General features: G+C 43.2%; 14 protein-coding genes and 1 pseudogene. 4 read left to right on the forward strand and 11 right to left on the reverse strand.

What is annotated here, in order from left to right:
* Window positions 1-242 precede the first annotated feature (242 nt).
* The 8 genes from QQK21_RS14590 to QQK21_RS14625 all read right to left on the reverse strand — a co-directional run bounded on the left by QQK21_RS14590 (window position 243) and on the right by QQK21_RS14625 (window position 6174).
* Entirely contained in the window at window positions 243-1445 is a 1203-nt protein-coding gene (locus QQK21_RS14590; RefSeq protein WP_284192919.1) for an acetyl-CoA C-acetyltransferase, read from the reverse strand.
* The gene (locus QQK21_RS14595; RefSeq protein ID WP_272281943.1) at window positions 1445-1858 is read right to left on the reverse strand and encodes a carboxymuconolactone decarboxylase family protein; all 414 of its coding nucleotides are present in this window, start codon (window positions 1856-1858) and stop codon (window positions 1445-1447) included. The genes QQK21_RS14590 and QQK21_RS14595 overlap by 1 nt, the downstream gene beginning before the upstream one ends.
* Window positions 1859-3064 carry an MFS transporter gene (locus tag QQK21_RS14600; protein WP_284192920.1) on the reverse strand — a complete coding sequence of 402 codons (1206 nt, stop codon included), beginning with the start codon at window positions 3062-3064 and terminating at the stop codon, window positions 1859-1861. It lies immediately after the preceding gene.
* An 18-nt stretch (window positions 3065-3082) separates the two neighbouring features.
* Window positions 3083-3733 (reverse strand): HAD family hydrolase, encoded by a 651-nt coding sequence (locus QQK21_RS14605; RefSeq protein WP_284192921.1) that lies wholly within the window; start codon window positions 3731-3733, stop codon window positions 3083-3085.
* Window positions 3734-3735: 2 nt separating this feature from the next.
* Entirely contained in the window at window positions 3736-3960 is a 225-nt protein-coding gene (thmT, locus tag QQK21_RS14610) for a 2-hydroxymuconate tautomerase (RefSeq protein WP_284192922.1), read from the reverse strand.
* Window position 3961: 1 nt separating this feature from the next.
* Window positions 3962-4795, reverse strand: a complete 834-nt coding sequence (locus QQK21_RS14615) for a hypothetical protein (RefSeq protein WP_284192923.1) — start codon at window positions 4793-4795, stop codon at window positions 3962-3964.
* Complete coding sequence (locus QQK21_RS14620; protein WP_284192924.1) at window positions 4788-5360, reverse strand: AfsA-related hotdog domain-containing protein; 573 nt, start codon at window positions 5358-5360, stop codon at window positions 4788-4790. Before QQK21_RS14620 ends, QQK21_RS14615 begins: the two co-directional genes overlap by 8 nt.
* 328 nt (window positions 5361-5688) lie before the next feature.
* A complete protein-coding gene (locus QQK21_RS14625; RefSeq protein ID WP_284192925.1) occupies window positions 5689-6174 on the reverse strand; it encodes a hypothetical protein in 486 nt (161 codons plus the stop codon).
* A 343-nt stretch (window positions 6175-6517) separates the two neighbouring features.
* On the opposite strand from QQK21_RS14625, the gene QQK21_RS14630 reads away from it, so the two are divergent.
* Together QQK21_RS14630 and QQK21_RS14635 are read left to right on the forward strand one after the other, a co-directional pair.
* Window positions 6518-7435, forward strand: coding sequence for a LysR family transcriptional regulator (locus tag QQK21_RS14630; protein ID WP_284192926.1), 918 nt, complete (start codon window positions 6518-6520; stop codon window positions 7433-7435).
* 217 nt (window positions 7436-7652) lie between these two features.
* A pseudogene (locus tag QQK21_RS14635) lies at window positions 7653-8677 on the forward strand (IS3 family transposase).
* A 94-nt stretch (window positions 8678-8771) separates the two neighbouring features.
* Here the strand turns inward: QQK21_RS14635 and QQK21_RS14640 are convergent.
* From QQK21_RS14640 to ftnA, 3 genes are all read right to left on the reverse strand, one after another.
* A complete protein-coding gene (locus QQK21_RS14640) occupies window positions 8772-9965 on the reverse strand; it encodes a BaiN/RdsA family NAD(P)/FAD-dependent oxidoreductase (protein WP_284192927.1) in 1194 nt (397 codons plus the stop codon).
* A gap of 104 nt (window positions 9966-10069) precedes the next feature.
* Window positions 10070-10393, reverse strand: coding sequence for a universal stress protein UspB (uspB, locus tag QQK21_RS14645; RefSeq protein WP_284192928.1), 324 nt, complete (start codon window positions 10391-10393; stop codon window positions 10070-10072).
* Window positions 10394-10466: 73 nt separating this feature from the next.
* Window positions 10467-10994, reverse strand: coding sequence for a non-heme ferritin (gene ftnA, locus QQK21_RS14650; RefSeq protein ID WP_284192929.1), 528 nt, complete (start codon window positions 10992-10994; stop codon window positions 10467-10469).
* A gap of 155 nt (window positions 10995-11149) precedes the next feature.
* On the opposite strand from ftnA, the gene uspA reads away from it, so the two are divergent.
* Window positions 11150-11575 carry a universal stress protein UspA gene (gene uspA, locus QQK21_RS14655; RefSeq protein WP_284192930.1) on the forward strand — a complete coding sequence of 142 codons (426 nt, stop codon included), beginning with the start codon at window positions 11150-11152 and terminating at the stop codon, window positions 11573-11575.
* A gap of 56 nt (window positions 11576-11631) precedes the next feature.
* The gene (locus QQK21_RS14660; RefSeq protein ID WP_284192931.1) at window positions 11632-12516 is read left to right on the forward strand and encodes a carboxylate/amino acid/amine transporter; all 885 of its coding nucleotides are present in this window, start codon (window positions 11632-11634) and stop codon (window positions 12514-12516) included.
* The last annotated feature ends 8 nt before the right edge of the window (window positions 12517-12524 follow it).

The following is a 12524-nucleotide window of genomic DNA, read 5'->3' on the forward strand; positions in this document are numbered from 1 at the left end:
CTGGGTACTATCAAAACAGATCAATCACTTAAAGTCATGTCCGAAAATCGGGGGCCACTTCTAAGTACATTCATTATATTTGCCTAACCATTGAGTATTTATATTTATCCAATTTGGTTGAACCAGTGATGATTAGATCGACCTATAAAAGAATTTATATATCCATTAACCATTCTAATTAAACCAAAATTTATGTAACTAGATTACATAAACTCACTGACTTAATAAGCCGAAAATAGCAGTTAAGATTCATTGCTATACGATTCGTGTTGACGACAAACACTCATCGCAACACCTTCTCCACCGCCAATGCAAAGAGTAGCGAGACCTTTATTTTTGTTATCTCTTATAAGGCTATGAATAAGAGTAACTAGGATTCTACTTCCCGAAGAACCAATCGCGTGCCCCAACGCAATACCTCCACCATATGGATTAATTTTCTCATCAGGAATGTCTATTGCCCGAGCAACGGCAATTGCTTGCGATGCAAACGCTTCGTTACACTCTAGCTGGTCTACCTCGCTTGCTTCCCACCCAGATTGGTCAAGGCATTTCGAGATAGCTTCAATAGGGGCCACTCCCATAACATCAGGGTTAATGCCTGAATTGCTGAATTCCCCTAAGATAGCAAGCACCTTCAATTGGTACCTTTCTGCAGTATCACGATGACAGAGTAGCAATGCAGACGCTCCGTCATTGAGTGATGATGCGTTACCTGCCGTAACTGTACCTTGCTTAGAAAACACGGGCTGCAAACTAGCAAGTTTGTCCACGCTTGTTTCTCGGGGGCCTTCATCCTGACTAAAAATACGAACATTGCCTTTTCGATCTCTCATTTCAATTGGCACTATCTCATTCGCAAACAAACCGGCTTTTTGCGCCGCAAGTGCTTTCTGGTGAGATTGAAACGCGAACTCATCTTGATCGGAACGAGCAACTCCATACTGATTGGCAACGTTTTCTGCCGTCACTCCCATGTGATAATCATTAAACGCATCCCAAAGACCATCGTGAACCAAGCTATCGTGTAGCTCAGCTCCTCCCAATCTTTGGCCCTTTCTAGAGTTAGGTAAAATGTGGGGCGCATTTGACATACTTTCTTGCCCACCAGCAATAACAAATTCAGCGTTATCACAAGTGATTGCTTGCATCGCTAAATGAACCGCCTTTAAGCCTGAACCACAAACCTTGTTGACTGTTAAACACTGCGCGTTATGTGTTAACCCGGCTCCAATTGCGGCTTGGCGAGCTGGATTTTGACCACAGCCAGCCGTTAGAACTTGCCCAAGAATGACGCTATCGATTTGCTCTGGTTTAACGCCTGAATCAGCTAATAAGGCTTTGATCACCAAGCTGCCAAGCTTAGGTGCAGACAAACCAGAGAGCTCCCCCATAAATGCACCAGTAGGTGTTCGCTTTGCAGCAACAACAACAATGTCTTCCATTACGCAACTTCCTCTTTAAGCCCCGGAAGGACTAGCCCTTTCTCATTCATAATCTTGCGGTAACTTGCTAGGCCATTCATACAAGCTGGCACGCCAGCATAAACAGCCATCTGAATAACCACTTCAAGCAACTCTTCAGGCGACACCCCTACGTTTATCGCCGCTTTCATATGCAGTTCAAGCTGGGGGGTCGCGTTACCTAAGCTGATCAGAGAAGCAACGGTCAGCATTTCGCGGGTTTTTAAATCTAAACCAGGACGAGCGACGACCGAGCCAAACGCGTAATCCGTAATCAATCGAGGTAAGTCGCTATCGAGCTCGGAAAGTCGACGACTCACTCTTTCCGCTAAACCATCTTCCAAACGATCCATAACATGCATGCCTTTGATCGTAGTCTGTTTATCGCTCATCATTTATGCCTCCTGCGTTCGCTGAACATTCTCGGAATTCATCGGCACGATAGTGATAAATACCAGGGAAAGCGCCATCGCGACACCAGCAAAAACGTACAGGAAAGATACATTGTAAGAAGCAACTAACCATGCCCCTAGAGACGCTCCGATACCAATTGCCAAATTGAAGAAGGCAACATAAAGAGCAGAAGCTGGAAACGCTTGCTCTGAAGCCAGTCTAAGCACCCAAGTTTGAAGGGCCACGAAAATACAAGATGCCGTCGCTCCCCAAATAGCGAGCGCTGTGCCGATATGGGCCTGATACCACTGCACGTGGAACTCACCAATAAGAACCAGCATTGATGCTGCAAATAGTACAGACAGAACCGCGATCGTCTTAAGGTGTTTATCAATGAATAACGCCGTGATGACATTGCCGGCAATACCTGCGACACCAAAAACCAACAATAAAACCGGGACGCACTCTTCACTAATGTGAGTTAAGGAATTAAGCATAGGCTCTATATAGGTAAAGGCGGTAAAGTGAGCTGATATGGTCAAAATGGTGGCAAAATACACTTTAATCAGTGAACTCGATTTAAACACAGCCTTAATCGCCCCAATACCCACACTGCTCTTCTCGCTAATCTGAGGGACCAAGCTAGCAATCCCGACAAGTGACAGCACGCTAAGCCCTGACATAACCATAAATGCGGAGCGCCAACCTATATGCATACCGATGTAATTTGAAATAGGCACCCCAAACACACTGGCAACGGATACTCCACCAAATACGATCGAGGTAGCTAGACCGATATAGTTAGACGGAACAATCGACGCAGCACTGACACCAATTATTGACCAAAATGCACCGTGGGCAACGGCCCCAATCACTCTGGCTAACATTAAGTTTTCAAAGGTTTCAGCACTAGCAGCAAGACCATTGGAAACAGCCAGTACTATGCTCAAAGCAATTAAGAGATTTTTTTTGCCGACCGCACCAAGAAAAACTGAAGCCACAAGTGCACTCAAAGCACCAACCCAAGCATATAAAGATACTGTCATACCAACATATGATTCAGAGGTTGCTAAGGCATTGGCCATTGGTGTAAGTAAGCCAATCGGAGCCAATTCGGTCGTGACAATGTTAAACGTCGACAAAGCTAATACAAACAACGCTAACCAGATTCGAAGCGTCATCTTCTGAGAACTTTCACTAATACTCATTCTTCATTCCATATGTTTTTAAAGAGTTTTCCATCCATGCTGTTTGGCATGACGAAGAAGGTGAGGGTTTTCTCCTACGCAAATCGGATTGCCTGTTGCTTCAAGCATGTCAAGATCAGAGATATCGTCTCCGTATGCGTAGCAGTGATTGAGGTCGATATGATGCCTTTGGCAAAAATCAGACATAGCAACTTTTTTACCTATCCCTATAGTCTGCGGTTTACCGATTTGACCGGTTAGCGTCCCTTTTTGATCTAAGATCAGAGAGGTACATAGGATGTGCTCTACATTGAGAAATTGGGCAATGGGCGCCAAGATCGGACCCATCGAGCCGGAGACGAATACCACTTGATGGCCCGCTCGTTGGTGCTCTTTTAATGCAGCGACGGAAGGTTCGAGAAAGAAAGAATCATCGCAACGACTTTGAAACCACTCTTGACCAACACTCTCAAGTTCTTGGTACTGTTGTCCTTCAAACTGTTGATAGTACTCTCTGTTCAACTGTTCCCTTACAATACCCGCAGCTCTATCTGCATTGAGCTTTGCGTTGTAACTCTTAAACTGCTCACCTTGTCCGATTTTCTCACACCAAAATTCATAGAAATCAAACATGCTCTTGGTGTGAATTAGAGTTTCATCCACATCAAAAAATGCCGCGACTGTAGTCATAATCACTCCTCGTAGTTTAAGCGACGACTCTTCACTGGAAAGTCAGGCTCACTACCTACCACTCCAGCATCGGCCCAGCGGTTCTGAGCAACTTCTGTCACAGCAACAGAGATCTTATCTAAAGGGGCGCCAGTATTCTTATGCACGGCATGTGTGATGTCTTCGAGCATCCCTTTCACTTGCTCTTCGTTGTTCATTTTCCAAGTAGTAATATGGATAAAAGGCATATTAATCTTCCCTATTATTCGTAGTCACAAATTCATCAAACGATCGCTGTTTAAGTTTCAGCTGGGCATGAATATCTCCACCGAGACCATGTAGGCCAATCGCACCGCCATAACTTTGCCGAGAACTCATATATAAGACGACAACATTTATGACTCGGTTGCCTTCTAATTCATGGGCCGGAAAAGGATCAGGCAACTCAGCCCAAAACTGAGCACTGCCTAAAGCGTCAGTAACAAAAACATTCGGAATACCTAAAGGACCTGGTCGAGTCGGAGATTCGGGGCAAAGATCCTTTTCTCTTAGACTCATCACGGTGTAGAGGCTATTCGGAACTAGGTTGCTAAATTGAAAATCAAAACGAGCCAACTGCTTGTCATTCTTCAAGCTAACGACCAACTCTCCTTTGGCTTGCAACCAATCGAATAAGTTGATCGGTGGTATATGCCGCTTACCGTCTTCATGGCGATAGTCCTCAATGTATCCTTGATGAAGAGGAATGCTGGCTCTCACCTCGCGATTGGCGTCCGGCCTCTGCTCTGGAGCAAAAATCATCGGATAGTTATTCGAAGGCAAAGGCAGAGGCAGTGTGAACAAGGTGATGTCCTTCATCTGCTGATCAGAAAGTTGTTCTATTTGAGTCACAATGCGATACGGTTTGATCTCGCCAAATTCAGGCACAGGAGTTTCTGGCGCGACAATTGCGCCAGACCAAGAAACACCACTATCACTTGGGATTTGCCCAACAACAACAAAGTTGCCTTCTGCATCCATCACTTCTGCGGGAGGATAGAGCGGACCTTGCGTCGTAGCCGATAGCTGGTAACTTCTACGCACAGTCTTGCTCCATATTAAAATGGTCGTTAGAGCTCACAACCGCCTCAGTAGCGGATTCAGCGAGCTCCCCCTCTTTGGCCAGTATTGATTTAGCAGAGTAGACAGCAAAAGAGACGTCCATACTGGCGCACACGGTTTGATTCTGCATCACACTCATACGAGCTTTGAATCTTCCACGGCGCTCATTTACATCCTTTTCAACAAACTCAAAATGTACGATTGCAGGCAGAGGGAATAGGAAATTTGCAAAATCAATCGACATACTGTTGATGACGTAATACTTGTCACTTTGCTTTTGGTAAACAAACTCTTCAGTCACCGCAATAAAAGCTTGGCGGCAAGCCTCTACCAGCAACATCCCTTGCACATGCTGCCCTGTCTGATGGTCTCCCATCAGCTCACAGTTATCATCAATGACGAGAGGCAGTGCGTACATATCCAACTTATGGTCAACCTTTTCAGCCTGCCCAATTAGGATGTTTCGCTCGTCCCATTTATGGGTATATCGATTTTTGTGCTCAGAAACTAGCTTTTCTACTGAGCAAGTTTTGATCTTGCTCTTCAACCTTTTATTATTGGCAATATCATCAATAACTTTCTTGGCTTTGTGCTTACAAACACCTTGCCCTGCTATCAGCTCATGCTCATTAGGAAATAGATTGTCAGGTAGCTTTGCTAATAGTTCTAATTGAGAAATAGTTAAAGCTTTTTTCCATTGGCATACTCTGAATATTTATCGCCAACGACTACAATTTTATTAACTTCCATATTACTTTCTCTTATATTGCTCTATATAGACGCGTATACAGTCCTTCATCCCCACCAGTAATATAATCATCACCAGCCTGTCTAATAATCTCTTTATAGTTGTCATCATTAAATGGCTGCATATATTAATCAACATTTCCATTGAATGAAGAAACAAACATAACACCTGGCTGACCACTAATTAGAGAATGATAAGCTTCAAAGCTATTAATCTTGTCGGCATTATCTCGAACAACGTTGAATATTGTTCTATCACGCCAGCCAAGATAGTCATCGTAACGCTCTGCAGGCACTTCGACATGTCGCAGCTGCACAAACTCCGTATTTGGCAACTTTGACTCACTAGTAATAGGTGCCTCTACGAATCGAAGTAGTTCACGTCTTATATCACCAGACAAATAATCTTTATTAACAGTAAATACATCTATGAGATTTTTTTCTAAACTTGAAATATCTTCAATTTTATTTATAGCCTTTAATTCCAAGATCTCATTGCTTCCATCTTCGCTAATAAAATATCTAGCATCTTCATTAGATTTAATTCCATCAATAGCTTCATCATCAATGTTTTTTACGGGGTATCGAGAGATCAAAAGGTAGTTTGTAGACATGTTTAACTCCATTTAATTAAGGAGCAACAAAACTAGCAGCTATTGATAGTTATGGAATTACTAATTATGTAATTTAATTTTTGAATCAACATCAATTTTATAAACTATTTATGAATCACTAATAAATAAAATTTCATCATTATGGCTAATGAGTAAAATACATATAAATACAAACCTCAATAGTAATCTATTCAAAGTCTTTTAATATTTAGTCGCCATCCCAAAAAAAGCTACATTTATCTTGTTATTTGTAAATATCAACCTTTATAATGCAATTTGTTCACAATCTGAATAAATAAATTACTTTAATGTTATTGCCGTTATTTTTATCCATAAGTTCTGTATGAGTATTAGATCCATTTTAACCAACAGTAGTTTGCCAACCGTAAAACAACTTCAGTGTTTTTTAGCTGTGGCACAAGAACTTAACTTCCGCAAGGCGGCTGAGCGTATAAATATGACTCAACCACCACTGACTAGACAGATAAGGTGCTTAGAAGATTTACTGGGTTATGAATTATTCACTCGTAACACTCATGGTGTGCGCCTAACTAAATCGGGCAACGATCTCCTTATTGAAGCAGAGAAAATCTTATGCCTAATTAGTGGGCTAAAAGCACTGAATGCGAGAAATGTTGATAAGATTCGAGTTGGAGCGACCAATACCCTTAACTTCGAGAATATCTCGCCAATCGCAGGAGCTTTAAACTCTATCGTTGGAAGTGAAAGTGCAGACGTTCACAATATGAATTCAAGTCAGCTGATTCAAAGCTTACAGAAGAATTCCCTGGATATAGCTCTCATTGGAGAGCAAAACACACGCGTAGAAGAAGATATTTCCTTTCATTGGATATACCGCGAACCCCTGTTGCTCGCGATGCCTTCTTCACACAAAGCAGCAACACAGCACCAAGTATCATTTGAAGATGTCTCTGAATTACCTTTGTTTTGGTTTCCTTGGAGTGCCAACCCTGCCTTTTACGAAAAGTGCGAGAAGCTGTTTGAAAAGCTCCCTTTCCCTCTCAAAAGAATCAAAGAGCCCGATGACACTATTGTAATGCTCTCCAAAGTAGCCAAAGGCAACGCTATCGCATTGATGCCTCGCTCCATGTGTACTTTTTACAATGAAGGCTTGTGCTACAAAGAGCTGACTGACAGTCACAGCAAGCATCTAAACATTGACGTCTATGCTGCGATTAAAAGCAACGACCGACGACCGCACATCTTCGAGGCTATCAAGCGCCTAAAGTCATCCCTATAGGGGCTTGTTGCAAAAAATATCTTAAGGTGAGTTTTGGTAATGAGGGAATTGGTCTTAGTTGAAAACAACCTCAACATTGAAGAGTCGATTCAGAACCGGCAGCATCGCTGCCTGAGCGAGCTACGCTCGAAAGCAAAGAGACTTAACCTTTACACTGAATAGCCACAGACTTGATAGACAGCTTTTAGTTAGACAAATGACTAATAGAGAGGTGCTCATGAGCAGCAAGAGATATCCAGAAGAATTTAAAATTGAAGCAGTCAAACAAGTGACTGAAAAAGGTCATAGCGTGGCCGATATTGCAGCGAGTAACAGAAGAGCGAGCCAAACTAAAAAAGCCGCGGTGTACTTCGCAAGCCAGTCCGACTGAGGTATACCTTTATTAAAGCGAATCAGACAATCTACTCTGTTCGACGCATGTGTAAAGTCTTTGGCGTTCACCCAAGTGGTTATTATTCTTGGCTAAAAAATCCAGATAGTAGACAAGAAAAGCGGCGAAAATACCTTCTCGGACTGATAAAGCAGTTTTGGCTGGAGTCAGGCTGTGTGTATGGTTATCGAAAAATCTACAGTGACCTACGAGATGAAGGGGAAATCTGTGGAATTAACCAAGTTCATCGTCTAATGAAGCGAGAAGGTATTCAGTCGCAAAGAGGTTATCGAAAGCCACGTCCCAAAGGTGGTGTCGAAAACATCATTGTTTCTAACAAGCTTGCCCGAGAGTTCAACCCGCACAAGCCCAATCAATCGTGGGTAACTGATATTACATACATCAAAACGCACGAAGGTTGGCTGTATCTGGCGGTAGTTGTAGACCTGTTCTCTCGGCGGGTAATTGGTTGGTCAATGAAAAGTAGAATAACCAAAGAGCTTGTCCTTGATGCTTTGCTGATGGCTATTTGGCGTCGTTCACCAGTAGAAAAAGTACTCATTCACTCAGATCAAGGAAGCCAGTATACCAGCCATGACTGGGACAGGTTTTTGAAACAGCATGGTCTTGAATCAAGTATGAGTCGCCGTGGTAACTGTCATGACAATGCGGTTGCCGAGAGTTTTTTCCAGTTACTCAAAAGAGAAAGAATTAAGCGGAAGATCTACACCACGAGAGAGGAAGCTCGTATGGACATCTTCGAATATATTGAGATGTTCTACAACATTAAACGCCGACATGGTTCCAATAATCAGTTGTCGCCAGTAGAGTATGAAAAGCAATATGAAATCAAGTTAAAGAGTGTCTACTAATTTGGTGGCTATTTACTAATATCAACCACACAGTTCGAAAACTCAGCAAGATAGAAATGCATCACTGTGGGCAAACTTTATTGTCTCTACACATCTACACCCATTGCCCCGCTACGAAACCTGAGCTCCAGCACCACTGGAAGTTATAGCCACCGAGCCAGCCTGTCACATCCATCACTTCGCCAATAAAATACAAGCCTGCTATATCTTTGCATTGCATCGTCTTGGATGAAATATGTTCGGTGCTCACGCCGCCTAAAGTAACTTCTGCGGTGCGGTAACCCTCTGTGCCATTAGGCACAATGCGCCAATTCTCAAGCTGCTGAGCGACCTGGGTTAATTGTTTAGGCGTTAACTGCTTAAGTGGCTTATCAATAAACGTTTTTCGCTCAATCAAAACCTCGACTAAACGCTTAGGCAGCACTTTTGCTAAGGTATTTTTTAAACTCTGGTTGGGGTGTTTTTCAAGATTACTGGCCAATAAAGCATCGACATCCACACCAGAAACCAAATTAATCGTCACTGCTTGACCTGCCTTCCAGTAAGAGGATATTTGCAGCACAGAGGGTCCGGACAATCCTCTATGGGTAAACAGTAAGGCTTCTTTAAACACCGTGCCATCTTGAGCGGTAATTTCAGCATCGACCGCAATACCTGACAGTTCTGCAAACGCTTCCTTATCCTCTTTATGAAGGGTAAAAGGCACAAGGCCAGCAGTGGTGGGTTCGATATTTAAACCAAACTGCTCAGCCACTTTGTAACCAAATGGTGTCGCGCCAAGTTTGGGCATCGACAAGCCGCCAGTTGCAACGACCAACGAGTCACATTGAATAGTTTGGCGGTTAACATCAAGCACAAAGCCAGACTCGGTCTTTTCGATATGATGGACATCTTGTTGGTAGCGCTGCGTGACACTAGGCAAGTCACACTCAGTCAAAAGCATGTTAACGATATCTTTTGATGTGTAATCACCAACGCAAAACAGCTGACCATGAGCGCGCTCTTCAAACTCAATCCCATGCTTGCTGACCATGGCAATAAAGTCCCAATTGGTATACTGAGAGAGTGCAGACTTAACGAAATGAGGGTTTTGGCATAAGAAATGGCTCGCCGATACATCATAGTTGGTGAAATTGCAGCGACCGCCACCGGCAATAAGAATTTTTCGACCGGGCTTTTTCGCATGATCGATCACCAATACGCGACGACCGCGCTTACCTGCCTCTGCAGCACACATTAACCCCGCAGCGCCCGCACCGATAATGACAACATCAAACTTCTCTGTCATGACCTTTCTCAATTCAAACCCAATAAAAAAGGATGTGCTTCTAGCACATCCTTAGCCAATCGTCGATATTCTACCCCCAATTAGAGGGCTTGCCAAATACCCAGTTACAAAATCAATGCAGCAAAAAGAGTCACCCCTAATAAAGAACTCGAGAGAATAAAAAGCTCCCTCACTCTTTCACATTTGCCAGTAAAAACCTCATCGTGGTGGTGGTGGTACTCTTTGCTTTTTAAATAGTGGAAAAGTCTGACCTGTTTAGTCACGTTACCATGTGCAGTAAAAAAGCCGCCACCATCAACTTGCTGATAAAGCAAGGGGTGAGCTTCTCGCATTATGTATATCAGGGAACGTAAAGCGGTTAAGTATCTGGCCATATTGACCAAGGTGACTAACATTAGCGTGAATAGAATCGTATCAACTGTTATCATCTTTTCCTCCCTACATCTTCATCAGAAGCCCGGAAAGAAAAGACGATCAGCTTAGAAAGTCTTGTGCTGAAAATTATTCAGCGGGGGCATCCATGATGGAAGATGATTCCTCTTTCGCTAAAGCCGCTAAATCTTTATCGATAAAGAACAAAGCTTTGCCATCTTCACCAACTAGATCAAGCTTGTCTAATATCCCTTTAAACAACTTCTCTTCTTCGTGTTGCTCTGAGACATACCACTGCAAGAAGTTGAAGGTTGAGTAGTCTTGGGACGTAAACGCAACGTGGGCAAGTTTGTTAATTTTCTGGGTTATCATCTGCTCGTGTTCATAAGTCTCACGAAAGACATCACCCAAACTAGCAAACTCATGCTTAGGGGCATCGATGGCACCCAATATTGGCATAGAGCCCGTTTCACTCACGTAAGTAAAAAGTCGCTGCATGTGCTCCATTTCTTCAACCGCATGTGCGCGAAGAAACTCTGCGGCACCGCCAAAACCTTTGTCTTCACACCAAGCACTCATTTGTAAGTATAGATTGGATGAGAAAAATTCGAGATTAATTTGCTCATTCAATTGATCAACCATTGCCTGTGAAAGCATTTCTTACTCCTAATTAACTTGATTTACTTCAAATAATCTTGCTACTACGACACCTTAACACTTTGCCGCCTGAATGTGGATCTGAGATCACAACAACAAAAACATTTAGACGACAATGCTAACCTACTAGCAGATGCCTAAGCGGAGATACCATCATGAGTTATCAGCATATATTAGTTGCCGTCGACTTATCAGAAGACAGCAAAATTTTAGTCGACAAAGCCGTTGCCCTCGCCAAACCACTCGGCGCTGAGGTGTCTTTCATTCACATTGATGTCAATTATGCAGAGCTCTACACTGGCTTGATTGATATCAACTTGGCGGAAACTCAGCATCAGGCCATTGAAGCCTCACAGCAGCAACTACAAAAGTTTGCAGAGCATGCCAATTACCCGATTAAACATACGCTTGTTGGCAGTGGTGATCTAGGTAATGAGCTGTGCGATACCATCAGAGAATTTAACGTTGATATCGTCGTTTGTGGTCACCATCAGGATTTTTGGAGCAAATTGTTGTCCTCGACTAGGCAGCTTATCAACTGCTCACCCGTCGATATGCTGGTTGTGCCACTTAATGACTGATCACAACTGATTTTTGGTATAGACTTCAGGCCATTTATTGATAATGAGTATTAATTATGGCCTACCTGTCTGCCGTCACCCTTTTATGGGCCTTCTCGTTTAGCTTGATCGGCGTGTATCTCGCCGGTCAAGTGGATTCTTGGTTTTCTGTGCTCATGCGAGTCGCCTTAGCAAGCCTGATTTTTCTTCCATTTTTGAAATTCAGAGGGATAGATAAAACGCTGATTGCCAAACTAATGATGGTTGGGGGAATCCAACTGGGTTTGATGTATTGCTTTTATTACCAGTCTTTTCTTTTGCTCTCTGTCCCAGAAGTGTTGCTATTTACCGTTTTTACTCCTATTTATGTCACCTTAATCTACGATTTACTCAAAGGCAGGTTTTCTCCTTGGTATCTGGCAACCGCCCTTATCGCCGTTGCTGGAGCTGCGTTGATTAAGTTTACTGGGATCAATGAAAACTTTCTGCTCGGTTTTTTGGTCGTTCAAGGCGCGAATCTCTGCTTTGCCATTGGCCAAGTCGGTTATAAATACATTATTGAAAATCAGTCTGTAAAGCTTTCTCAGCATACTATTTTTGGTTACTTCTACCTCGGCGCCTTGTGTGTCGCTTTAGTTGCCTTCACCTTATTAGGTAATACCGAGCGACTACCCACTACCAATACACAATGGGGTGTGCTTTTTTATCTCGGCATTGCAGCCTCTGGATTGGGTTACTTTGGGTGGAACAAAGGCGCGACGATAGTGAACGCAGGAGCACTCGCAGCGATGAATAACGCCTTGGTCCCAGCAGGCTTAATCGTCAATATCGCAATATGGAATAGAGATGTCGACTTAACCCGTTTAGCCACTGGCGGCGCGATTATCGTGCTGTCACTTTGGTTTAATGAAACTTGGGTTAAGCGCAAAGTCGCACTGAGCTACCAAGCTCAAAACCAGTGATATAGGCT

The sequence above is a fragment of the Vibrio zhanjiangensis genome (assembly GCF_030161235.1).
Taxonomy (GTDB): domain Bacteria; phylum Pseudomonadota; class Gammaproteobacteria; order Enterobacterales; family Vibrionaceae; genus Vibrio; species Vibrio zhanjiangensis.